This window comes from uncultured Corynebacterium sp. (assembly GCF_947253065.1).
In the GTDB taxonomy this organism is placed as follows: domain Bacteria; phylum Actinomycetota; class Actinomycetes; order Mycobacteriales; family Mycobacteriaceae; genus Corynebacterium.
On sequence record NZ_CAMXWS010000022.1, the window covers coordinates 1 to 21,854 of the forward strand.

Consider the following 21,854-nt stretch of genomic DNA (forward strand, 5'->3'; position numbering starts at 1 on the left):
ATACCTCAGCCTTCCAAGCTGAAGACGCGGGTTCGATTCCCGTCATTCCCTCCAATAAGGCCAGCTCACACGCTATCGTGGGGCCGGCTTTTTGCTTTGCGGGGGGCTTGTATGACCCCCAATGATTCGGTCATTTTTATCGGCACGCTAGAATCGTCTCCCGTGAGCCAGCCGGTGCATGATCGGTAGGCTTTCGGTCACCTTACGGGGCGTGGCGCAGTTTGGTAGCGCACCTGCTTTGGGAGCAGGGGGTCGCAGGTTCAAATCCTGTCGCCCCGACAAAGGGACGCTTAGGGGCGTTCCTAAAAAATACTTTGAACGATTACGCAATCTAGCCAGGAGAGAATTTCTGTGAAGACTTCCGTGGACAAGCTCAGCGATACTCGCGTGAAGCTGACCGTGACCGTTCCGTTCGACGAGCTCGGCCCGGAAATCGACCAGGCGTACAAGGCCATTGCACAGCAGGTCAACATTCCGGGTTTCCGTCGCGGCAAGGCACCGCGCCAGCTTATCGACGCCCGCATTGGCCGCGGCCCCATCCTGGAGCAGGTTGTCAACGACATGCTGCCGACCCGTTACGAGGCAGCCGTCACCGAGAATGACCTGAAGGTCATCGGTCAGCCGGACATCGACATCAGCAAGATCGAGGACAATGACGTTGTCGAATTCACTGCTGAGGTGGACATCCGTCCGGAGATCGAGGTCCCGGACTTCTCTAAGATCTCCGTTGAGGTCCCGGCACTGAAGATCGACGACGAAGCAGTCGACGAGGAGTTGGACAACCTCCGTGCACGCTTCGGTGAGCTGAAGAACACCCGTCGCAAGATGAAGAAGGGCGACTTCGCTGTTATCGACATCGAGGCCACCGTCGACGGCAAGAAAGTCGAGGAAGCTTCCACCGAGGGCATCTCCTACGAGATCGGCCGCGACGACCTCATCGAGGGGCTGGACAAGGCCATCAAGGGCCTGAAGACCGGCGAGGAAACCGAGTTCACCTCCGAGATCAAATTCGGTGAGCACAAGGGCGAAGAGGCCACCATTAAGGTCTTCGTCCAGCAGACCAAGGAGCGCAAGCTGCCGGAGCTCGACGAGGAATTCGTCCAGATGGCTTCCGAGTTCGACACCGTCGAAGAGCTGCGCGAGTCCACCAAGTCCCAGCTTGAGGAGTCCAAGAAGGCTCAGCAGGCAGCCGACATCCGTGACGAGGTACTCAAGGCTGCCCTGGACAAGACCAAGTTCGAACTTCCGAACGCAGTCGTTGAAGAGCAGGTTCACAACCAGCTCCACCAGCTGCTCGGCCAGATGGCTCACGACGAGAACGCACTCGCCCAGATGCTTGAAGCACAGGGCACGACCCGCGAGGAATTCGATAAGGAATCCCGCGAGCAGGCTGAAGAGTCCGTGCGCACCCAGCTGTTCCTCGACGCTGTCGCTGACCAGGAGGAGCCGGAAGTCTCCCAGCAGGAGCTGACCGACCACATCCTGTTCACCGCACAGTCCTACGGCATGGACCCGAACCAGTTCATCATGCAGCTGCAGCAGTCCGGCCAGATCGCCAACCTGTTCGCTGACGTGCGCCGTGGCAAGGCTCTCGCCGCTGCAATCTCCCGCACCTCAGTCAAGGACGACGAGGGCAACAAGATCGACCCGAACGACTACTTCGGTGAGATCGACGAGGATGAGATCGCTGAGGCTGAGGCCGCCGACAAGGCAGCAGCAGAGAAGGCTGAGGAAAAGGCCGAGGACAAGTAAGTCCCCCGAACGTTAAAAGTTCCTAGTACTCGCGCTGAAGAGGCGTAAGTACTAGGAACTTTTTACGTTATTAGGAGGGGGACGATTGGCGAAGTCGTCCTACTTTTTTCTACTGCTACGGGTAAAAGCAGAGATGCCAGTGATATCGCGGCCAACAAGAAGCGCCTGAATGGAGTCTGTTCCTTCGTACGTGGAGACAACCTCCATATCCGTCAAATGACGACTGACGTGGTTTTCGAGCAACAGACCATTGCCACCCATCATGTCGCGTGCCTCGCGGCAAATGGATAGTCCTGCTCTTGCAGTAGCCATTTTCACCATGCTTGCTTGCGCCCCAGTAAATTCATCTCGTTGCTGCAGTTCTGCCATGCGGTGTGTCAGCAACTGCATTTGTGTTACCTGAGAGAGCATTCCCGCCAGCTTTTCTTGGATGAGCTGATAAGAAGCAATCGGGGCTCCAAACTGTTCGCGTTCACTCGCATAAGCTGCAGCTAGTTCGAATCCGGCCATGCAGTGGCCCACAGATTCCCATGCGGCTCCACCGCGGGTAGCCGCGAGCACTCGATTGACACCAGCGAAAGACTCGCAATTTTCAAGGCGGTTCTCTTCGCCGACTTTTACGTTGTTGATCACAATGTCAGCCTGGATGATTGAACGCTTACCAATTTTTCCTTCAATCGGGGTCGGATCGTAGCCTTGCGGAAATTCATCTCCTTCTTTTTCGATTACGAAGGCCTTCACTTGGCCATCCGCCTCATCCCGGGCATACAGGACTGTGACATCTGCGGCATGACCGTTTCCGATCCATCGTTTATGACCGTTGAGGATCCAAGTATCTCCTTCGCGGCGAGCAGAGGTTTCCAATGAGACGGAATCAGATCCATGTTTTGGTTCTGTTAATGCAAAAGCTCCTGTTTTTTCGAGATTTGCCATTGCTGGCAACCAGCGTTCGCGTTGGTCCTCGTTGCCGAGCATGTAAATAGAGCCCATCCCGAGATTGGCATGCACGCCAATGAATGTGTTGAGAGATCCATCGATTCGCCCCATCTCTCGCGCAAGGATGCCAGCCTGGAGTCGTGACATTCCAGGACAGTCATATCCTTTGATGAAGGAGCCAATCACGTTGAGATCACGGAGTGGCTCCAGAACTTCGTATGGGAATTCTGCCCGCTCCCAGTATTCGTTGATTACCGGCAGGACATGTTCTTCACCGAAGGCGCGAACGCGGTCTCGCATTTCGATGATCTCTGGATCGAGTTCACCGTCGAGATCAAAATAGTCTGCATGTGGGGTAATTGACATTTTTCTTCCTTTCCTATTTCTTCGGGGGAACCGTTTGAATCCAATCGAGGATGTTCGAACGATCGCCGTCGAGCTCGGGGGCAGGGGAGTTGTATTGAATAGAGCCGGAGGAGAATGAGAGCGGATTAGCGGTGTAGGGCTCCCCGTTGATATTCACAACGGGTTCAAGTCCGAGTCTCTCTGCATAATCGACACCTTCGGGAATGGTGCGAATCAGACCACAAGGCACATTCTTCGCACTGAGTAGTGGAATCCACTCCTCGGCTGTTTTTGCACTTAGGAGGTCTTCGAGATTTTCACGCAATTCTTCTCGGTTGTGATTGCGTTGCTTTACCGATTCGAACCTTTCGTCAGTAGCAAGCCCGGGTGCGCCAAGCACATCCACCATGGATGCGAATTGACGGTTGTTTCCGATCGTGATGATCAGTGGGCGATCCGCTGCTTGAAACGGGCCATATGGGAATAGCGATGGATGATCGTTGCCTTGACGCATTGGAGTTACTTCTGCTGCTACAGCTGCAGAAGTGGCGTTCACCATCGATGACAAAGCGGTGGACATCAAGTTTGTTTCGACACGTCCGCCACCATTTCGAAGTGCCGCGAGGATTCCCATGGCGAGGTGAACACCGGCAAACACATCAAAAATTGCAAAGCCGGCACGTTGAGGATCTCCCTGCGGTGAGCCAGTGATTGACATGAAACCACTCGCTGCCTGCGCCACCATGTCATACCCCGGCAGAGACGCCCCGGCTCCGGTGCCGAAACCAGTAACCTTGGCATGCACCAAATTAGGCCAGCGTTTCTCAATATCTTCGGGTCCAAGACCAAACTTGTCCAAACTACCGATACGAAAATTCTCAACGAAGACATCAGCACGATCAATGATTGCGTATGCAGTCTCCCTATCTTCAGGATCGTTGAGATCCAAGGCAATCGATTGTTTGTTTCGGTTCACTGACATGAAATAGGTGCTCTTGCCGTCCCGTTCTGGCGGCATCCACTGTCGAGCTTCGTCACCAGTAGGAGCTTCTACTTTGATGACGGTGGCTCCCATATCAGCAAGCATCATCGTTGCGTAAGGTGCCGCGAGAACTCTAGAGAAGTCAGCAACAACCAGTCCCGCTAACGGGCCGGCGTTGGGAGCTGAGGAAGCATTCTTAACCATCTTGAAAACCCTTTCTTGCTCTGCTTCGGAGGAGTGTCATCTGGAGAATCTGATCTCTTGAATTAAGAGTCGTAGGTATACCAGCCCTGTCCCGTTTTCCGGCCAAGTTTTCCTTCGTTAAGCAAACGAGTGATTTCTTCATCTGGACGTGCACTTTCGTCGCCGGTCTGCTCGTAGCGTGCTTCACCGATCGCGTGAACTACGTCGATTCCCGTTAGGTCCATGAGCTGGAACGGGCCCATTGGATGACGCAGAGCCGTACGGCAGGCCTTATCGATATCTTCGAAGCTTGCAACGCCTGATTTATAAAGCGAGAGGCCTTCATCGCGGATGGCAGCGAGAATACGGTTTGCTACAAACCCAGGGATTTCCTTGTTGAGGCGAACGACCTGTTTGCCCATTTTTTCGGCGACTTCTGTAACCGAATCGAGTACCTCGGGAGCGGTGTTTTCGTGACCAAGCACTTCGCAACATTCCATGATCAGCACTGGGTTGAAAAAGTGCATATTGCATACTCGTTCAGGGCGAATGGTGCTATCGGCGATCTGCGAAGAGACGATGTTTGAAGAATTTGTCGCAAGGATTGCATGCTCTGGAGCTTGCTTGCTCAATTCTTCGAAGATTGTTCTCTTCACAGCAATATTTTCAGTTGCAGCTTCGATGACAAGGTCTGCGTCAGATACGGCACGTGCCTGGTCTGTGCTGAAAGACAGACGTCCAAAGGCATCATCTACTTGATTTTGTGGTCTCTTGCCTTTAGTCACGTCTCGAGCCATGCGACCGTGAAGCATTTCTTCGGCTTTGGAAAGCTGGTCGTCAGAGATGTCCACAACGGTTGTGTTGAAACCGTTTAACGCTGCAACCATCCCAATCTGGGATCCCATCGTGCCGGAGCCGATAATCACAATGTTTCGTACATTCATGGAGAACTCCTTAAAGATTCTGGTTTCGCAAATCCGTGTAGTCCGGACGGCGCTTTTCGATGAATGCGCCTGTGCCTTCAGCGCGTTCAGGAGAGGCGTACATAATTGATTGCCCCATTCGTTCAAGCAGCATTCCTGTTGCTTGATTGATGTCTTCACCGTGTTTGACGACCTGCTTGGCAATCTCGTTCGAGAACGGTGCCCTCCGAGAGATTCGCTTGGCGATCTCCCAAGCTTTTTCAACAGGCTGCTCAGAGAAGTACGTTGCGATTCCGAGGCTGATCGCTTCTTCTCCCAAGACGCGGCGGCCCGTCAGGACGATGTCTAACGCGAGGCCGCGACCCGCGATTCGCGTCAACCTTTGCGTGCCACCAGCGGCAGGAATGATGCCCAAGCCAGTCTCGGGGAGTGCAAATTGGGCATTCTTTCCTGCAACGCGAATGTCACAGGCGAGAGCAAGTTCAAAGCCGCCACCGAAGGCATATCCGTTGACTGCAGCGATGGTTGGGATCCTGAAATTCTCGATCCTGTCGTAAAGCCGCTGGAGGTCAGCAGTCAATCCATCTTTGGGCTTGCGTTGTGCCAATTCTTTAATGTCGGCTCCAGCCACGAAAGCCTCATCTCCAGCCCCCGTGATGATCACAGCCACGACGGACTCTTGGCTTTCGATTTCGTCGAGATGAGCAGTAAGTTCTGCCCTAACTTCTGCGTTGATCGCGTTTTTTGCATCAGGACGATTTACCGTCAGCAGAACAATTCCTTCACGATGCTCCCTGTTAACCAGGTTGGTTTGATGGCTTGCGTTCATGACTAAATCCTTTCGATTGTGATTGCTTGACCTTGGCCGACTCCGACGCAAAGGGTGGCTAATCCGTGTTTTTCTTCTTCTGTTTCAAGACGGTTGAGAAGAGTGACAACGATCCGTGCACCAGAAGATCCGAGCGGATGGCCGAGAGCAATGGCACCGCCCCATGCGTTTACCTTTTCCTCATCGAGTCCAAGCTCGCGGATGCAGGCGATCGATTGAGTAGCAAATGCTTCGTTGAGCTCGATCGCATCGATCTGGCCGAGTGACCAACCAGCTCGGTCGAGTGCTTTCTTCGTGGCCTCCACTGGGCCAAGTCCCATGACTTCTGGCGCCAGGCCGGAGGTGCCAAATGAGATCACTTTTGCGCGTGCTTTGAGCTGGTATTTTTCGACCGCAGCCTCGCTAGCGACGATGATTGCCGACGCACCATCATTCAGAGATGAACTATTGCCGGCGGTGCAAACTCCGTCACCTTTAGTTGCTGGCTTCAGTTTCGCGAGGGAATCTGCAGTGGTCCCCGGACGAGGTCCTTCATCTTCGGATACGACTACTGTTTCGCCCTTACGCGAAGGCACCTCAACTGGAACAATTTCGGAAGCGAACTTTCCGTCCTGCCAGGCCTTTACTGCTCGTTGTTGCGACCGTGCACCGAACTCATCGGCTTCTGCCCTTGAGATTCCTTTCAGTGCCGCGACATGTTCGGCAGTTTCAATCATGGGCCAAGTTGCGCCTGGTTGGATTTCAGCGAAACGTGGGTTTGGGAAGCGGGTTCCAATCGATGTGTTGAATGTTCGTCCCGGTGGAGACCAAGCTTTGGCAGGTTTTTCTGTGACCCAAGGAGCTCGTGTCATTGACTCGACACCGCCTGCAACAACGATGTCTGCCTGACCCGATTTAATCATTGCTGTGGCGAATTGAATCGCGGTGAGACCTGAGGCACAGAGACGATTGACAGTAACCCCAGGAACAGTGTCGGGATAACCGTTCAGTAACCAAGCCATCCTTGCAACATTGCGGTTCTCTTCGCCCGCGCCATTAGCATTTCCGAGAATCACTTCATCGACGGCTTCCGGCGGTACCCCTGAATCTTCAATCACACTTCGAATCACGAGCGCAGCTAGATCGTCGGGGCGCACGCTAGAAAGTGCACCGCCATATTTGCCGATAGGGGATCGTTTTCCTGAGACGAGGAAAGCTTCAGACATTGTTTCTCCTTAGTCTTTTACTTGATTGGGACAGGTCGATGAGTTTCGCCGTTTGAGTTGATCTCCTCCGTCTGGCGAGGAGTGCCATTATGTGAAGCCCCCTTTCTTTCGTTGTGGGGATGCTGAACTGCGGTAGCATGCCCGGCCTTCTTCTTCACGAATTCGAAAATCCAGACTGCGACTACTACAGCGATGGCTACGACGGACAAGGTCACGTTCGGGAGGAAAATGGTGAAGCCAGCGACAGCGAGGACGAAACGAGACACGATGTTTGCCCGCGTCTCGACGAACTGGAGCCAGCCGGAGAATGCTGCGGCAAGCGCGAAAACCGCAACAATTGAAGCTGGGATAGTAAAGAGAATGGTGTTGGTATCTCCCTGAAGGATGATGGCTGGGTTAAGAGCGAACCCAAACGGCACCACGTACTTCACTGTCCCCAACCGCATTGCTTCGAATGCGGTTGCCATCGGGGGTGCCTTAGAAATGCCGGCGGCTGCGAAGGCTGCGAGTCCAACCGGCGGGGTGATGTAGGAGACGGAAGCCCAGTAGATGATGAAGAGATGGGCAGCAATTACGTTCACACCCAGCTCGGTCAGCGCCGGGACCATCACGATTGCAAGGAACACGTACGCTGCAGAGATTGTCAGTCCCATTCCAAGCACGAAACAAGCGAGTGCACCGGCGATCAGAATCAGGACAACATTGTCGCCAACCAGAGCAATGAGATCGCGGGAAAGAGAAAGTGCGACACCCGTTGCGCTGAGTCCTCCGAGAATCAAACCGACTCCAGCAATGATTCCAAGAATTTTGGCGAGCGAGACACCTGCATCAATGACGACAGATGGTAAATCCTTCAACGTGAATTCGATTCGCGGTACGAGAAGCGCTATTAAAAGAAGAGCCAGAATCACCCAATAAGGGACCTGAGCCTCCGTTGGCGCAATGAAGAGAAGAACAGTCAGTAAAACCAAGGCGCACAGGTACGGCCAGCCTTTTAACAGAGTTGTTCGTGCCTTTGGCAGGTTCTCAGGCTGTTCCCCTTTGAAACCGCGCTGTGCGGCGTAGCCGTCAATTTGTAGATAAATGCCGAGGTAATAAAGAACTGCCGGGACCGTTGCAGCGATGAGGATCGATGTATACGAGACGCCAGCGAAGGAGACCATCAGGAAGGCGGCTGTTCCCATAATCGGAGGGGTGATTGAGCCGGCAGAGGAGGCCGTTGCCTCAATAGCTCCGGCTGTCTTCTTAGAAAAACCAGCTCGAATCATGGATGGGATCGTCATTGGCCCGGTTGTCAGAACATTGGAGACTGCCGAGCCGGAGATCATTCCCATCGCGCCTGAAGATGCAACGGTGACTTTTGCTGGGCCTCCCCTGAATCGGCCAAAAATCGCCATAGAAATCTCGTTGAAAAAAGTTGCTCCCCCGGTGTGCTGGAGCACCACGCCAAAAACCATGAAACCAATCAGGATTGTCGCTGCTGTTTCAAGTGGAAGACCAAGGATGGACTCAGTCCCCATTGCATGGATTTGGGCGAGAGTCTTAATGTCATACTCGATACCTTCGAGGAAGGGAACCGGAATCTTGGATGCGACGAGGGGGTAGAGCGCGACGACGAGCGCTAATCCTGCAACCAATGGGCCGGCGGAACGGCGCAAAATCTCAATAATCAGAGCCCAGAAGATGAAGCTCATGACAGTCGCAGTAATTGGGGCGATGTAAGCCCAGCCGTATTCAGTTATTTCTTCGCCGCGGAAGGCGAACCAAATACAAACAGCGCAGAGGATGACTGCGAGCAGCACGTCATAAAAGGGAACGCCTTGCTCATTCTCGTCAGCATCGGCGTGGTTTGTGCCTTTCAACGGGATGGTCAAGAAGACGATCGGTAGGAAGCATGCGCTGATCAGGTACAGGAAAGAATTCGTAGGTAGAGATACCCCGCCAATATTCAGGAAGAAAACGTGATTAATGGATAAGAGCACGCCGGCGAGGGTGAGGACCACGACCACAAATTTCCACGGTGCTGTAAGACGGGAGTTGGTCTCGTCGGAAGTTGCTGCAGTCGGTGGTGAAGTATCTGCGCTTTGCGTTTCAAGTTCGGCAGTTTTTGTGAGCATTTCGAATCACTTCTTTCCCTTTAGTGATCAAATCCGGGCAGCTCGGGAAGGTTTTCCTTTTTCCAAGTGACCCAGTCTTTGGTGATTGCTGCGCTTTCTTTAGGGCGATATGCACCATGCTTTTGCCAGAAAGTTGGCCAGGCTTCATGCATCTTTGATTCGCGCGCCAACAGCGCATCTTGCTGACGCTGGTGGACGTCTTTCCAGCGGCCTCGTTCGCGGAGGACCTTTACCGCAGCTTCATGGAAGGGAACGACCATTGGTTCGAGGAGGATCTCATCGACTGCAAACGCCTTCATATCTGGGGTAGCGTCTCGATAATTTTCGAAATTATCGATGATCGTGTTGAGGACGGACTCGATTTCTCCAGCAGGTTGTTCCGCAAGCGTTGTTAGCGGGATCGAGTACTCCATCACATTGACGAGTTCGTTGGGCTGCGCGCCGACTGCATTGGGGAGTCCGTTGACACGCACCATTGGTGCTAGGTAGTCCCAGCCCTCGTAATCTTCGGGATTTCCGCTGAGATCGATCCACTGAATGGGGTGGCGGACATTGAGCTCCTGGATATTTGAGCCTTGAATATTTTGGTACATCGCATCCAGATGTCCTGATGCGAGAGCCTCAGCTTGTGCCGAATAGGTAGTTTCGACGGGGATGACATCGTCCCAGGTCAAGCCGCCCAAGTTGAGGATTGCCTCAAGCTTTCGATTCATTGAGGTGCTAGCAAGCAGTCGTGGATAACGTTTGCCCTTCAGATCTGCGGGCTTTGTGATGTTGGAGTCTTTCCTTGCAAGTACTCCATAGCCACCAGGTGGAGACCAGATGGCTCGAATGGGTTGTGGTCCCCATTGCTCGGAGCAGAATTCATCGTTGCCTTCGAAGGCGTAGTAGTACTCATCACCTGTCCGCGCATAGGATGCGATGCCTGACATAAGGGGAGCAATACGGGCGATGCCCGAGTCTCCGGTCATGAGGCGAACTCGGGCCCCGGTTTCGGTCGTGATCAAATTTGCTAGTGCAGCAACGTCGTTATATGTGCCTGTTCCGGCTTTGTAGGTCGTCCAAACCATTTGATGAGGAAGGGCGCTGACTCTGGACGGGGCGGGCTTGCCGCAACCGGCGAGTGCTGAAACGCCGACTAAACCCATTCCCGCGAGGAATGCTCTGCGTGAGAAGTTCATGCTGCTCCTAACTGATTGACGTGCCGATATATGTTTTGCTACAAAACTTAATTTCGGCTTGGGCGAAAGCTTAGGGCAGTCGTGTGTGGCCTGGAACACGAATTTGTAATTATGCGTTCTGGGACACGATTGTTTCTGGATTCGTTATCATTTCGTCCAGTTGGTTAGCGGGCATTCTTGCTAGCAGGAACTCATGGAAACGGAAGTTGAGATGGAAGTTAGTCAGGCGCGAGCGTTCTTAGTTCTTGCTGAGGAACTGCATTTCGGTAGGGCTGCAGAAAGACTTCATATGACTCAGCCGCCATTTAGTCGTCTCATTCGTCAGATTGAAAATGAGACAGGCCTTCTTCTTTTTTCGCGGAGTACACGTCAAGTTGAATTGACCGCTGCTGGTTCTGCGCTTGTGCCATCCGCGCGCGACCTTGTGGAAACTGCAGAGTCTCTGGAGAAGATGACCCAAGCTCTTAGTGAGGGGCGACTCGGTGAAGTGAAACTCGCTTTTACTGGGTCTTCCTTCTATAAGGGACTTGCTGATCTATCTCGCTTGGTCCGTTCCAAGATTCCTAATCTGGATTTACAGTTGCTCCCATCGAAATTCTCTCCACAGGGATTGGAGGGAGTCCTGGAAGGCGATTTCGATCTGGCGATTGGCCGTTGGGATTCCCTTCCCAGTGAAGTCGAGTCTCTTCATCTCGGTACCGAAAGCATTTGTATTGCGGTTCCGGCTGGCAGTTCCCTTGCGAAAAGAACGATGGTCACGATGGAGGAATTGAGCCAAGAGTCCTGGGTCATGCTTCCAGGGGGCCGAAGCTCAACTCTGAATCAACGGTTGCTTCGAAGGGCCAAGGCGGCAGGCTTTGAGCCCCAGATCGTGCAACAAAGCGCCGACTCATGGACGCAAATGGCGCTGATATCTGGAGGGGTCGGCATCGCGTTCACGCTGGACTCGGTGCGCGACAGCCTTCGGGCCGAAGATGTCTCATTCATCGCTCTTGAGCCACGTGAGCTTATTGATGTGCATCTGATCTGGAGAAAAGACAACGATGATCCTGTGCTGGCGCCCGTGCTTGAGCTTGCCCGTTATTTGTGGCCAGGGGATGAAGGCTAGATTGTTCCAGCTTTAAGCATTGATGCTTCTAAAACCGGAATTAATGGTCACATTGGACAAGGGGCCCGTAAGCGCTGTTTACCGTAGATTTTAGATTTTGGGCCAAATCACGGAGTGCCCCACTCTTGTTGTGCTTGTGAGGAAAAGTCATGGACCGGCTGAAACGTCTAGCAATCTATCTGGGTGGTTTTGTTGGCCCATACGGAGCGCAAAGCTTGGTCGTGGTCGTTCCGGATATGGCGGAAACTTTTGCTATCCCGATTGATAGTGCGGCAATTGCTTTGAGTGTCTATGCACTGCCCTTTGCCTGTTTAATGCTTTTTTCGACACGAATGGTGAGAAAACTGCGGCCAAAGATGGTCGTTTCAACAGCATTCTTAGTGACCGCTATGGCAGCACTGGCCTGCATGTTTGCGCCTAGCTGGTACCTTTTTCTGTTTTTCTACATGTTGATGGGGCTCGCGAACGCTTTCACTCTGCCTGTTCTGCAGGTCATGCTCCAGAGGATTCACTCTCCACGAAATCTCGGGGCAGCGCTCGGAACGTACACTTCGATGCAAGCACTCGGTACATTTTCCGCCCCGGTTTCTGCAGGACTATTTTCTGTATTCAACTGGCAAATGCTGTTCTTAGTCAGCATTGGTTTTTCAGTCGCCATCGTTGTCATTGGTTTACCTGAAGTGGAGCCTTTAGATAGTGCTTCATCTTCCCAGGAGCGAGTCAAGCTTTTCCCGTTGGCGACGCACATGCTCACATTGCTGGTGGTGGGTATGAGCTCCGCTGGACTGTCGGTTGTTTTCGCGCTGCATCTTTTTGAGCATTTCCATTTGGATCCACCTTCCCGAGGAACGGTCGTCATGCTGGGCGGACTCGCATCGTTTTTCCTGGCTCGACAGATTGGTAGAGCTGGGGATCGTTTGGGAGTTCTGAAAGTGCTGGTGACTTGCCTTGGTTTCTGTGCGTTGAGTCTTCTTGCGATACCGTTTGTTTCGAAACTCTTTGTCTTGGCTATGGCTTGGGCTGTTGTAGTGGTGTCCTCGCAAGGAGTGCAAACTTTTGTTTCCTATATCGTGTTGCGTGGCCCAAGAGGGGCAGTGTTGAACTCAACTGCCAGTGCTATGAGAACGTTCGGGGTGGCATTGTCGCCGATGATCTTTGTCGGTGTTTATCTTTCGAACTACTGGGCTGCTTTTGCGGTGCCGGCAACGTTGGTTCTGGCAATGGTCCCACTTCAGGTCTTGGCTAAGAAAGTGCAACCCTATTAGTTACTCCCGCTACGCTGTCAGCGAACATGGCCCCACAGGTGGAATCCCAAGCTAGGGTGGGGCGTTATCGTAGGCGAGAAACGATGATTGAAATGACTAAAAGGAGCACATCGATGACTTCTCCGGCAGCCGGAATGAACCTGGGCGACTCGGTGTACGAGCGTCTGCTGCGTGAGCGCATTATCTTCCTGGGGCAGCAGGTGGACGATGAGATCGCGAATAAGCTGTGCGCGCAGATCTTGCTGTTGTCTGCGGAGGATCCGCACCGTGATATCTCGCTGTACATCAACTCCCCGGGTGGTTCCGTGACGGCGGGCATGGCTATTTACGACACGATGAAGTACTCGCCGTGCGATATTGCCACCTACGGCATGGGTCTGGCTGCATCGATGGGGCAGTTCCTTTTGTCGGGCGGCACGAAGGGCAAGCGTTTCGCCTTGCCGCATGCGCGCATCATGATGCACCAGCCGTCGGCAGGTGTGGGCGGTACTGCCGCTGATATTGCGATCCAGGCTGAGCAATTCGCGCAGACGAAGCGTGAGATGGCTGAACTGATCGCTGAGCACACTGGCCAGTCGTTTGAGCAGATCACCAAGGATTCGGACCGTGACCGTTGGTTCACCGCCCAGGAGGCGAAGGATTACGGCATCGTCGACCACGTGATCAGCAGCGCGCAGGGCACGATCAGCAACTAACCGGCAGAGAAACAAAGAGGAGATAAAAACTATGTCTTTCCAGATGCCCAACTCCCGTTACGTCCTGCCGAGCTTCATCGAGCAGTCGTCGTTCGGCACGAAGGAAACTAACCCGTATTCGAAGCTGTTCGAGGAGCGCATTATCTTCCTGGGCACCCAGGTAGATGACACGTCGGCGAATGACATCATGGCGCAGCTGCTCGTGCTTGAGTCGCAGGATCCGGACCGTGACATCACGATGTACATCAACTCGCCGGGTGGTTCTTTCACCTCGCTGATGGCCATTTATGACACGATGCAGTACGTCCGCCCGGATGTGCAGACCGTGTGTCTTGGCCAGGCGGCATCGGCAGCCGCGGTCATTCTCGCCGCTGGTGCGCCGGGTAAGCGTGCAGCATTGCCGAATTCGCGCGTGCTGATCCACCAGCCGGCAACCCAGGGTACTCAGGGCCAGGTGTCGGATCTGGAGATCCAGGCGCAGGAGATCGAGCGTATGCGTCGCCTCATGGAGGACACGCTGGCGCACCACTCGGGTCGTACCGCTGAGCAGGTTCGCATTGACACTGACCGCGACAAGATTCTCACGGCAGCTGAGGCTGTTGAGTACGGCATCATCGACCAGGTCTTTGATTACCGCAAGCTCAACGCTTAAAAAGAGCGCCCTCGCTTATCGACGAATAAACCCGCCGCCTCCATTCCGGAAGCGGCGGGTTTCGTTGTACGCGTTTTAGTCGCAGACAATCATGTTCTCTTTGAGCTCAGCTGGTGCACCGAGCTCATCCATCTTGGCTTCGTCGTAGCAATTGAAGCCGGTGAGCGTGGTGCCGTCTGGTTCGATACGGACCCACTCTTTGCCGTCCCACTGGAGGTATTCAGTGTGGTCGGTGGCGTATGTGCCAACCTTGGCGAGTTTACCGTCGCAGAAGGATTGGACGGTATCGCCGATCCCGCCTTCTTCAACTGATTTCCAATCGCACGGTCCCTTGTTGGAGTCTTTCTTGGCAGGGGTGTCTTCTGCTCCGTCTGATTCGGTCTCGTAGATCGTGGAGATCGTGGTGGATGGCCGGGAGCTGGATTCCTTCAAAGACTCTGCAGATTCGGTGGTCTCCTCAGTAGAAGCGGAGGTTGGTGCTGCGGACAGATCTGGTTCTGCGAGGGTGTCGTCAGAACTAGAGCAGGCAACCATAGCCAGGGGGAGAGTCAGTGCGCACAGGGCGCTGGCGAGGCGGCGGGAAGACATTGAGACCTTTCTATGAGAGTTAGTCGGCGAGGAAGTTCAGCAGTGCTTCGTTGAACTTCTCCGGTTGTTCGGTGGCAACTTGGTGGGACGCGTCGTCGATAACGATACTGCGTGCTCCACCGGTGACGCCGGCAGCGATCTCCTGCAGTTGCTTCGGTCCGGTCGATGGATCCTCCGAGCCAGCGATGGTCAGCACCGGCACAGTGATCTCCTGCAGACGCTCGTCGAAGCCCCACTTCGCCAAAGCATCGCCACACTGTGCGTAGGCCTCAGGGTCGACGGAGCCAACCATGGCCTTGAACTCAGCGACGACATCCGGCTGTGCTTGCTTGAAACCTTCCGTGAACCAGTTATCTACAGTGGGGTCGACGATGGGGGACATGCCCTCAGTACGTGCCGTGTTCGAACGGTCCTGCCACTTGCCAGCACCACCCAAGAACGTTGCGGTGGAGGCAAAGACAGCGCTTTCAATTCGGTCAGAAGTCGCAGCCAGGTATTGCGCGACGGCACCGCCCATGGACAAGCCGACGATGGTGCAGCGTTCAATTCCTAGCGACGTCAACGTCTCCAGCACATCCTGTGCCAGGTCATCGACGCTGGTCATCCCCAAATCCACTGCGGGCGTTGGGGAGTCGCCGTGCCCGCGATGGTCGATGCGCACGACGCGATATTTCTCTTCGAGGGCTGGAAGCTGGTGCTTCCACGCCTTGTGAGTCGTGCCGATAGACGGCAGCAGGACAACAGTTTTCCCACTGGTCTCGTTGCCAGATACGATGGAGTGCAGTGTGGTCATAGCCCTCATTGTCCCTGAAAATGTCGCTGTGTTCGAGCGGTGGGAGTGGCCTGATTCTGAATGTTCGCCCCACCGGGTAGCGTGGAGGGTTAATCCACGAACCGAACCGGCAAGAAGACGTTAAAGCGAGAAGTAGAACACCCCATGGCAGTTACTCAAGACAGTTCCGACCTGTTGAAGTGCTCCTTCTGTGGCAAGAGCCAGAAGCAAGTGCGAAAGCTCATCGCTGGCGGCGGCGTATACATCTGCGACGAATGCATCGAGCTGTGTAATGAGATCATCGAGGAAGAACTGGCAGGCACCCAATCCCACGACAATGGGGAGGAGAGCAAGCTGCCGCGTCCTTCGGAGATCACGGCCTTTTTGGATGAGTATGTGATCGGTCAGGACCAGGCCAAGCGCACCCTGGCGGTGGCGGTGTACAACCACTACAAGCGTGTTCGTACGGAGCGGGATTCGCTGCGGAAGAAGGACGATGACGTTGAGATCGCCAAGTCCAATATTCTTCTGCTCGGCCCGACTGGCTCCGGCAAGACCTACCTTGCGCAGACTTTGGCGCGGATGCTGAATGTCCCGTTCGCTATCGCTGATGCGACCAGCCTGACCGAGGCGGGCTACGTCGGCGAAGACGTGGAGAATATCCTGCTGAAGCTTCTGCAGGCAGCTGATTTCGATGTGGATCGTGCACAAAACGGCATTATCTACGTCGATGAGGTGGACAAGATCTCTCGTAAGTCGGAAAACCCATCGATCACCCGTGACGTGTCGGGTGAGGGCGTACAGCAGGCACTGCTGAAGATTCTGGAGGGCACTGTCGCTTCTGTTCCGCCGCAGGGGGGCCGTAAGCACCCGAACCAGGAATTCATCCAGGTGGACACTACCAACATCCTGTTCGTTGTCGCCGGCGCCTTCGCGGGCTTGGACAAGGTCGTCGCGGAACGCGTGGGCAAGAAGGGGATCGGCTTCGGCGCGGAAATCGATAGCGCTGCCGAGCGTGAAGAGCAGAATATGCTCGCCCAGGTGCAGCCGGAAGACCTGGTCAAATTTGGTCTGATCCCTGAGTTCATTGGCCGTCTTCCTATCGTGGCGGCGGTGGAGAACCTGGATGAGAAATCGCTCGTCCGTGTTCTCACCGAGCCGAAGAACTCATTGGTGAAGCAGTACCAGCGTCTGTTCTCCATGGACGGGGCGGAGCTGCGCTTTACTGATGGGGCGCTGCATGCAGTGGCGAAGAAGGCCGCCGAGCGCGGTACTGGTGCTCGTGGTCTGCGCGCCATCATGGAAGAAACACTCGTGCCCATCATGTACGACCTGCCGGACCGCGAAGACGTGGCAGAGGTCGTGGTGGATGCCAATGTGATCAATGGCAGGGGCGAACCCGAGTACGTCCTGCGGGATAACAAGAAGTCCGCTTAAGCGGTCCCCTCTGGGCTATTCACCGGACGGGGTGGCGGTGTAGTTGGGGTCGGAGTCGTCGTAGATGTCGTCGACAAGCGTCTCGGCGATGTAGTCGACCTCGTCTGGCTCCTTGCTCGCAGGTTCGGTGACTTCGGGTGCGGTGTACGTCAGGTAAGACTCGTAGCCGGAGCTCGGGATATTCGACGTGAGGAATGTCAGCACCGCATCAATGGTGAGACGCCGCATGCCCTCGGTATTGGAGGGGCTGAGCAGGTTGATCGAGCCGAATTCTTTCAGCGTGGTGTCGCTGCCCACCCGGAAGAATGTCAGCGATGCGATGAGCGCGACAACGTCCGTTGCGGAAATTCCCGGACGAAAAGCGCCGACATCCTGGCCCATGAGCAAAAGGCGCTCGATCTGGAGCAGAACCTCGGAATTATTCCAGGTCGTGGTGATCTCCTCCGGGCTGAGCACCGGATCCAAATTCTCTCGCAGGAACAATCGGATGGAGTCCGGGTTCTGCGTGATGCGGTTGTAGAGCACGTCCACGAAACGTCGAATGCCCTCGACTGGGACGGCATAAGAGCGATCCAAGAATTCCTGCGGTGGGGAGAAGCTCCACGCCGCACGGGTGAGTGCCTGCCGGTACAGCTCGCGCTTATCGCCGAAGTGGTAGTGCAGCATGCGCTTGGACATGCCGGCCTCACGGGCGATGGTGTCGAGCTTGGTGGCGGCGTATCCCTGGCGTGCGAAATGGGTCAGCGCGATGTCCACGGCACGATCTAGCGTGGCTTTGTCGGCCTTATCAGCCTTGTCAGCCGCGTCGCCTGGCTGGCTGCCGGGGTGCGGGGACTCAGTCACGGCTTTTCCTCCTGGACGTATTTGCGTATTCATGGCGGGGTTGGTTCAACGCCATCTCTTATTCATCGTGCCCAAATGGGGTGGTTTGCGTCGCCTTAACTGAAGAAAGTGGGCGCTTGGTGTGGAAATTGCCTAGTGCAACGGGGGTAGCATGGGTGGTGTTGCAGACCCCGCACGCCTATTCGGGGGGTACCACCCCTACCGGTTAGGGCTTCAAAGCGAAGGAGAAGAAATGACTAATCCGCTCGAACCCACCAAGTCTGTCAAGGTCACTGTTACCGGCGCTGCCGGCAATATCGCGTATTCGCTGCTGTGGCGGATCGGCTCCGGCGAGGTATTCGGGGCGGACACGATGGTTGACCTGGCGCTGCTCGATATTCCGGATGTTGTGGGCAAGGTCGATGGTGTGGCCATGGAGCTCAATGACTCGGCAATGGGCAATATCCGCTCGATCACGGTGACGGATAAACCGAACACTGCTTTTGATGGCGCGAATGCGGCATTCCTCGTTGGCGCGAAGCCGCGTGGTGAGGGCGAATCGCGTGCAGACATGTTGGCAGCCAACGGCAAGATCTTCGTCGAGCAGGGCCGTGCGATCAATGACCACGCAGCAGATGATGTGCGTGTGCTGGTCGTGGGTAACCCGGCGAATACGAATGCGTACATCGCGAACAAGGCTGCTCCGGATGTCGGGGCGGAGCACTTCAACGCCCTGATGCGCCTGGACCACAACCGTGCGATCTCCATGCTGTCGGAGAAGCTCGGCGAGCACTCGAGCCAGTTCGAGAACATCGTGGTGTGGGGCAACCACAGCGATACTCAGTTCCCGGACATCGCGTATGCCACGGTTGGTGGTGCTCCGGTGACGGATCGCGTGGAGCAGAAGTGGTACGAAGACGAGTTCATTCCGCGTGTGGCGAAGCGTGGCGGCGAGATCATCAAGGTCCGCGGTCGTTCTTCTGCGGCGTCTGCGGCTTCCGCTTCGGTGGATCACATGCGCGATTGGGTCAATGGCACCGAGGGCAAGTGGGTCACTTCCGCGGTTGTCTCGCAGGGCAGCTACGGCGTCGACGAGGGCCTCGTGTTTGGCTTCCCCGTCATCGGTATCAATGGCCGTTGGGGCACCGTTGAGGGGCTTGATCTTTCCGACGCACAACGGGCGCGCATCGACGCCAATATCGAGGCGTTGCGCTCTGAGGCGCAGATCGCTGACAAACTCTTCTAACACCCTCGAAGTTCGTCTAGGTATGACAGCTACACTGTCATACCGTGACTGAATCTAGCGCGACGTACAACGAGCAGCTCATCGGTGTCCAAAGGGCAGACGCCCTGCCGAAGAGCTGGGAGCCTCAGGATCTCGAGCAGGGCATCTACGAAGACTGGGTGGCCAAGGGCTATTTCACGGCCGACCCAGCTTCAGATAAGCCTGCCTATTCGATTGTGCTGCCCCCGCCGAATGTGACGGGTCAGCTGCACATGGGCCATGCGTTGGACCACACGCTGATGGATTCCCTGGTGCGCCGTAAGCGCATGCAGGGCTATGAGGTCTTGTGGCTGCCAGGCATGGACCACGCGGGCATCGCTACGCAGACCAAGGTCGAGGCCATGCTCAAGGAAACTGAGGGCAAAGACCGCTACGACTATGGGCGCGAGGAATTTATCTCGCGCGTGTGGGAGTGGAAGGAAAAATACGGCGGCACGATCACGTCGCAGATGCGCGCGATCGGCGATTCCGTCGACTGGTCGCGTGAGCGCTTCACACTCGATGAGGGTCTGAACCGCGCTGTCGTGACCATCTTCAAGCAGCTTTACGACGCTGGCATGATCTACCGCGATTACCGCCTGGTCAACTGGTCGCCGGTGCTGGAGACCGCGGTCTCGGATATCGAGGTCGTGTACAAGGACGTTGAGGGCGAATTCGTCTCCATTCGCTACGGCTCGCTTAACGACGATGAACCGCACCTCATCGTTGCCACCACCCGCGTGGAGACGATGTTGGGTGACGTGGCTATTGCCGTCCACCCGGATGATGAGCGCTACCAGCACCTCATCGGCGAGAAATTCCCGCACCCATTCCGTGATGACCTGACCATTGAGGTCATCGCTGATGATTACGTGGATATGGAGCTGGGTACCGGCGCGGTGAAGATCACCCCGGCACACGACCCGAATGACTACGAGATGGGTCTGCGCCACAACTTGGACATGCCGATCATCATGGACAGGACCGGTCACATTGCAAATACCGGTACGCAGTTCGATGGCATGGAGCGCTTCGAGGCACGCGTGAAGGTGCGCGAGGCATTGGCGGAGCAGGGACGAATCGTCAAGGAAGTCCGCCCGTACGTCCACTCCGTTGGTCACTCCGAACGCACCGGCGAGCCGATCGAGCCGCGCCTGTCGCTGCAGTGGTTCGTCAAGGTCGCCGAACTCGCACGCATGTCTGGTGACGCTGTCCGTGAGAGCGATACCGTCATCCACCCGCAGTCCCTGGAGAAGCGCTACTTCGACTGGGTGGACAACATGCACGACTGGACCATTTCGCGCCAACTGTGGTGGGGCCACCGAATCCCGATCTGGTACGGCCCGGAGGATGAAAACGGCGAGCGCGACATCATCTGCCTCGGCCCAGATGAGGAGGCGCCGGAGGGCTACGAGCAGGACCCAGATGTGCTGGATACCTGGTTCTCCTCTGCACTGTGGCCGTTCTCCACGATGGGCTGGCCGGATAATACCCCGGAGCTGGAGAAGTTTTACCCAACGACGGTGCTGGTCACCGCCTACGACATTCTCTTCTTCTGGGTTGCCCGCATGATGATGTTCGGCACCTTCGCCGGCACCCAGACCTCGGAGATCCTCGGCGCTGGCACTGATGATCGCCCGCAGATCCCATTCGACAACATCTTCCTGCACGGCCTCGTCCGCGATGAGAAGGGCCGGAAGATGTCGAAGTCTTTGGGCAACGGCATTGACCCGATGGATTGGGTGCGCGATTACGGTGCGGACGCCCTGCGCTTCGCACTGGCGCGCGGCGCTAACCCGGGCATCGACCTGCCGATCGGCGACGACAACGCCGCGGCCGCACGCAATTTCGCTACCAAACTGTACAACGCCACAAAATTCGCGCTGATGAACGGCGCGGCTGTCGGTCCGCTGCCGGCACGTGAAGACTTGACCGATGCGGATCGTTGGATCCTCGATCGCCTCGAGACCGTTCGCGGGCACGTCGATAAGCTGCTCGATGACTACCAGTTCTCCAAGGCCAACGAAGAGCTCTACCACTTCGCGTGGGATGAGCTGTGTGACTGGTACCTGGAGATCGCGAAGACCCAGATCCCGCGCGATGGCGAGTCCGAGCAGGGCCGCAACACCCAGATCGTGCTGGGCCGAGTCCTCGATGTGGTGCTGCGCCTGCTGCACCCGACCATGCCGTTCGTCACAGAGGTGCTCTGGAAGGCGCTCACGGAGAAGGACTCCCTGTGCCTTGCACCGTGGCCGACCGCGGAGGACACCAACGGTGGGGCAGAGGTAGACGAGACCGCGCAGCGTCGCATCCAGGATGCGATCGCGCTGATCACCGAGCTGCGTCGCTTCCGCTCTGACCAGGGTGTTAAGCCGTCACAGAAGGTGCCGGCACGCCTCGACTTTGCCAAGGCAGATCTTGCCGGGCAGGAAGACATGATTCGCTCGATCGCGCGGTTGGAGGTGCCGGGGGAGGACTTCGAGGCGTCGGCAAGCATTGAAGTGCGTCTTGCTGAAACCACGCTGGACGCAGCCCTGGATACCTCGGGCACCGTCGACGTTGCGGCAGAGCGCAAGCGCCTGGAAAAGGAGCTCGCCGCCGCGAATAAGGAGCTGGAAACCACCGGCAAGCAGCTCGGCAACGAGAACTTCCTGGCCAATGCCCCGGCCGAAGTCGTGGAGAAGATCCGCGAGCGTCAAAAGGTCGCACAGGAGGAAGTTGAGCGTGTCACCGCACGTCTTACCGCACTCCCGGAGGCCAAATAAGTGGCGGACAGCGACAAGGAGCGCGGATACGAC

At 55.8% G+C, this 21,854-nt stretch carries 18 protein-coding genes and 1 tRNA gene; 9 read left to right on the forward strand and 10 right to left on the reverse strand.

The annotated features are described in order from the left end of the window. Window positions 1–205: 205 nt before the first annotated feature. Window positions 206–279: transfer RNA gene (locus Q0X21_RS06645), tRNA-Pro, on the forward strand. A 72-nt stretch (window positions 280–351) separates the two neighbouring features. Next, entirely contained in the window at window positions 352–1,752 is a 1,401-nt protein-coding gene (tig, locus tag Q0X21_RS06650; protein WP_297851063.1) for a trigger factor, read from the forward strand. A 99-nt stretch (window positions 1,753–1,851) separates the two neighbouring features. Here tig and Q0X21_RS06655 read toward each other — a convergent pair whose 3' ends face one another. From Q0X21_RS06655 to Q0X21_RS06685, 7 genes are all read right to left on the reverse strand, one after another. Beyond that, entirely contained in the window at window positions 1,852–3,054 is a 1,203-nt protein-coding gene (locus Q0X21_RS06655) for an acyl-CoA dehydrogenase family protein (protein ID WP_297851064.1), read from the reverse strand. 13 nt (window positions 3,055–3,067) lie between these two features. Further along, window positions 3,068–4,219: a CaiB/BaiF CoA-transferase family protein gene (locus Q0X21_RS06660; RefSeq protein WP_297851065.1), complete on the reverse strand. Its 1,152-nt coding sequence runs from the start codon at window positions 4,217–4,219 to the stop codon at window positions 3,068–3,070. Window positions 4,220–4,281: 62 nt separating this feature from the next. Then, a complete protein-coding gene (locus tag Q0X21_RS06665) occupies window positions 4,282–5,142 on the reverse strand; it encodes a 3-hydroxyacyl-CoA dehydrogenase family protein (protein WP_297851066.1) in 861 nt (286 codons plus the stop codon). Window positions 5,143–5,152: 10 nt separating this feature from the next. Then, on the reverse strand, window positions 5,153–5,950 hold the full coding sequence (locus tag Q0X21_RS06670; RefSeq protein WP_297851067.1) for an enoyl-CoA hydratase/isomerase family protein: 798 nt from the start codon (window positions 5,948–5,950) through the stop codon (window positions 5,153–5,155). 2 nt (window positions 5,951–5,952) lie between these two features. After that, complete coding sequence (locus Q0X21_RS06675; protein ID WP_297851068.1) at window positions 5,953–7,155, reverse strand: thiolase family protein; 1,203 nt, start codon at window positions 7,153–7,155, stop codon at window positions 5,953–5,955. Window positions 7,156–7,172: 17 nt separating this feature from the next. Then, entirely contained in the window at window positions 7,173–9,158 is a 1,986-nt protein-coding gene (locus Q0X21_RS06680) for a TRAP transporter permease (protein WP_297851070.1), read from the reverse strand. Between the two features lie 134 nt (window positions 9,159–9,292). Then, window positions 9,293–10,453: a TAXI family TRAP transporter solute-binding subunit gene (locus Q0X21_RS06685; protein ID WP_297851072.1), complete on the reverse strand. Its 1,161-nt coding sequence runs from the start codon at window positions 10,451–10,453 to the stop codon at window positions 9,293–9,295. Between the two features lie 193 nt (window positions 10,454–10,646). Between Q0X21_RS06685 and Q0X21_RS06690 the strand changes: the two genes are divergently transcribed. The 4 genes from Q0X21_RS06690 to Q0X21_RS06705 all read left to right on the forward strand — a co-directional run bounded on the left by Q0X21_RS06690 (window position 10,647) and on the right by Q0X21_RS06705 (window position 14,173). Then, complete coding sequence (locus Q0X21_RS06690) at window positions 10,647–11,561, forward strand: LysR substrate-binding domain-containing protein (protein ID WP_297851073.1); 915 nt, start codon at window positions 10,647–10,649, stop codon at window positions 11,559–11,561. Between the two features lie 149 nt (window positions 11,562–11,710). Further along, entirely contained in the window at window positions 11,711–12,826 is a 1,116-nt protein-coding gene (locus Q0X21_RS06695) for an MFS transporter (protein WP_297851074.1), read from the forward strand. 113 nt (window positions 12,827–12,939) lie between these two features. After that, complete coding sequence (locus tag Q0X21_RS06700; RefSeq protein WP_297851075.1) at window positions 12,940–13,521, forward strand: ATP-dependent Clp protease proteolytic subunit; 582 nt, start codon at window positions 12,940–12,942, stop codon at window positions 13,519–13,521. A gap of 31 nt (window positions 13,522–13,552) precedes the next feature. Further along, entirely contained in the window at window positions 13,553–14,173 is a 621-nt protein-coding gene (locus Q0X21_RS06705) for an ATP-dependent Clp protease proteolytic subunit (protein ID WP_297851076.1), read from the forward strand. A gap of 75 nt (window positions 14,174–14,248) precedes the next feature. Here the strand turns inward: Q0X21_RS06705 and Q0X21_RS06710 are convergent, their stop codons facing one another. Further along, window positions 14,249–14,761: a hypothetical protein gene (locus Q0X21_RS06710; protein WP_297851077.1), complete on the reverse strand. Its 513-nt coding sequence runs from the start codon at window positions 14,759–14,761 to the stop codon at window positions 14,249–14,251. Between the two features lie 19 nt (window positions 14,762–14,780). Beyond that, entirely contained in the window at window positions 14,781–15,554 is a 774-nt protein-coding gene (locus Q0X21_RS06715) for an alpha/beta fold hydrolase (RefSeq protein WP_297851078.1), read from the reverse strand. 144 nt (window positions 15,555–15,698) lie between these two features. Here Q0X21_RS06715 and clpX point away from each other — a divergent pair, with 144 nt between their 5' ends. Further along, on the forward strand, window positions 15,699–16,970 hold the full coding sequence (gene clpX, locus Q0X21_RS06720) for an ATP-dependent Clp protease ATP-binding subunit ClpX (protein ID WP_297851079.1): 1,272 nt from the start codon (window positions 15,699–15,701) through the stop codon (window positions 16,968–16,970). Window positions 16,971–16,985: 15 nt separating this feature from the next. Here clpX and Q0X21_RS06725 read toward each other — a convergent pair whose 3' ends face one another. After that, entirely contained in the window at window positions 16,986–17,813 is an 828-nt protein-coding gene (locus Q0X21_RS06725) for a TetR/AcrR family transcriptional regulator (protein WP_297851080.1), read from the reverse strand. A 232-nt stretch (window positions 17,814–18,045) separates the two neighbouring features. On the opposite strand from Q0X21_RS06725, the gene Q0X21_RS06730 reads away from it, so the two are divergent. Both Q0X21_RS06730 and Q0X21_RS06735 read left to right on the forward strand, forming a co-directional pair. Beyond that, window positions 18,046–19,038: a malate dehydrogenase gene (locus Q0X21_RS06730; RefSeq protein ID WP_297851081.1), complete on the forward strand. Its 993-nt coding sequence runs from the start codon at window positions 18,046–18,048 to the stop codon at window positions 19,036–19,038. Window positions 19,039–19,082: 44 nt separating this feature from the next. After that, entirely contained in the window at window positions 19,083–21,821 is a 2,739-nt protein-coding gene (locus tag Q0X21_RS06735; RefSeq protein ID WP_297851082.1) for a valine--tRNA ligase, read from the forward strand. Window positions 21,822–21,854: the final 33 nt, after the last annotated feature.